Source organism: Mesorhizobium sp. M7A.F.Ca.US.005.03.2.1, assembly GCF_003997795.1.
Lineage (GTDB): Bacteria > Pseudomonadota > Alphaproteobacteria > Rhizobiales > Rhizobiaceae > Mesorhizobium > Mesorhizobium ciceri.
Genome location: NZ_RZRP01001046.1, coordinates 1 through 1,910, shown reverse-complemented (window position 1 = coordinate 1,910; position 1,910 = coordinate 1). Strand labels below are relative to the sequence as shown.

The 1,910-nt window shown below is 55.3% G+C and carries 3 protein-coding genes; 2 read left to right on the top strand and 1 reads right to left on the bottom strand.

Features of this window, described 5'->3' with window-relative positions; translation table 11 throughout:
• Window positions 1–226, bottom strand: a 226-nt coding sequence (locus EN991_RS34395; RefSeq protein ID WP_127370397.1) for an aminotransferase class III-fold pyridoxal phosphate-dependent enzyme, incomplete at its 3' end; no start/stop codon positions are given.
• 621 nt (window positions 227–847) lie between these two features.
• On the opposite strand from EN991_RS34395, the gene EN991_RS34390 reads away from it, so the two are divergent.
• Both EN991_RS34390 and EN991_RS34385 read left to right on the top strand, forming a co-directional pair.
• Window positions 848–1,312: an Lrp/AsnC family transcriptional regulator gene (locus tag EN991_RS34390; protein WP_063169349.1), complete on the top strand. Its 465-nt coding sequence runs from the start codon at window positions 848–850 to the stop codon at window positions 1,310–1,312.
• Window positions 1,313–1,787: 475 nt separating this feature from the next.
• A partial coding sequence (locus EN991_RS34385) for an FAD-dependent oxidoreductase (RefSeq protein WP_127274279.1) occupies window positions 1,788–1,910 on the top strand: 123 nt, incomplete at its 3' end.

Below are 1,910 nucleotides of genomic sequence, written 5' to 3'. Positions count from 1 at the left end.
AATCCAGCAGCGCCTTCTTGATGACGGGGTTGTTGTGCCCATAATTCAAAACGCCTGCACCGGCGAAAAAGTCGAGATATTCCCGACCGTCTGCAGCGATGAGAGTGGTCCCGACTCCGCGATCGAATAGGGCGGGGAAGGCGCGGACGTAGCTGCGCACCTCAGACTCCAGGCGATTGAAAACCGCGAGACCTGCATCCATTTCAGGTGCGAATTGCTTGCTCATAGGCGAACTCCTCAATCTGAAGCCTGCAAAGCCAGGCCTCTTCTGCTTTATGAAGTGGCGTGTAGGTGCCGTTGTGAGACAATAGCGCGCTACATTGGGCGCCTTGCGCAAATTCTGAGCGGCGGGATGCAGTAATTATGCGAAATTGCCGGCAGGTTGCATAAGGCCGGCGGTTTGTGTGGCTGCGGTGACGATTTTTCCCAACCACCTCAAGACGGCTGCATTTGATGCAGCAACCGGGGCAGGCGAACCTAGCGCTCGATTCCCTATACACAGATGAGACTCTTGGCAGCGTGAGCCAACGAATGGAAGCCGAAGCGCGGAAATAGAGGTCCCCCCTATCATCATCGTCCAGTCGGCTTAGCGTTTAAGTTCCGAGACGTTTCCTCGGCCGAACTGGGCGCAAGGCCTCGGCTTTTGACCGTCGGCTGCCATTGTCAGTTGGGCGATGGTGGACAGCACTCTTCGGCCAATGGCTATAACTGACGTCGAGGACGATAGCCGACTTTGGTCCCATGCCTGGCCTGATCGTTTGGGCTTCCGTCTGCGCGGGGTTGAGGCTACAGTCGAGTGCATATCGCAGTTTTTCTGCGCAAATTGCAGCTATTCCGGAGAATGACCATGGAATTGGATCGGATAGATCTGAAAATCTTAAGCGCTGTTCAGCGCAACAATCGCCAAACAACGGAAGAATTGGGCCAACTGGCCGGTATATCGCCCACGGCCTGTCAGCGGCGATTGAAGCAGTTGCGACAAATTGGCGTAATTGAGGCTGATGTTGCAATCGTGTCGCCTGAGGCGGTGGGCAGGTCCCTGATGATGCTGGTCTTGGTCGACATTGAGCGCTATCGTTCCGACGTCATCGATCGCTTCAAGCAGTCTCTACAGAAGGCGCCTGAAGTAATGAGCGCGTATGCGGTCACCGGTAACGCCGATTTCGTTCTCCTTCTCTCCGTGCGTGACTTGGCAGAGTACGACGCATTCTCGAGGCGTTTCTTCTTTGATAGCCCGGCTGTTAGAAATTACAGCACGATGATTGTGATGGATCGCACGAAGGTAACCTTGGCGGTGCCAATCGATGTATAGAACGCGCAATCTTACGCGCATTCAACAACTGGTTGATCCGATTCACCGATGACTGGCGCAAGGGTCAGCCGCCTTGCCCGCCGGCCATGATTGGGACGGGAGTTTTCGTACCGCTAAAGCGGCGATGGAGCGCAAGGCGAAGCATCATTCTGCTCCTTACAACGGCCTCGTCAGCGCGATGCTGCAAAAGCACTTCTGGACCTACCGGGCTGCATTCTGATGTATCTCGCGATAGGTTTGTCCCCTTCAGTCGCGATGCGCTTTGTCCACTTAAGTCACGACGCTCCGGCATCGCCTTCAGCCCTGATGGACTGCTGGCAAGGTCATGTTTAAACGTTCCGCCCCGTTGGGAGGCCGCCATAATGCGAATCTCTTAAGAATGCGCTGATTTCCTGCGTCCTGCAAGATAATTGCGCGTTTTTGCTTGCTCGCCGTCTGCTAGATTTTTGCCCGACTCAGACATTTGCGAGTTTGCGTGGTTTTCGATTATATCGTCGTGGGTGGTGGCTCCTCTGGATGCGTGATGGCGAGCAGGCTCTCCGCCTATGGCGCTCGCGTGCTGCTCATTGAAGCTGGCCCTGATACGCCGCCGAATGCC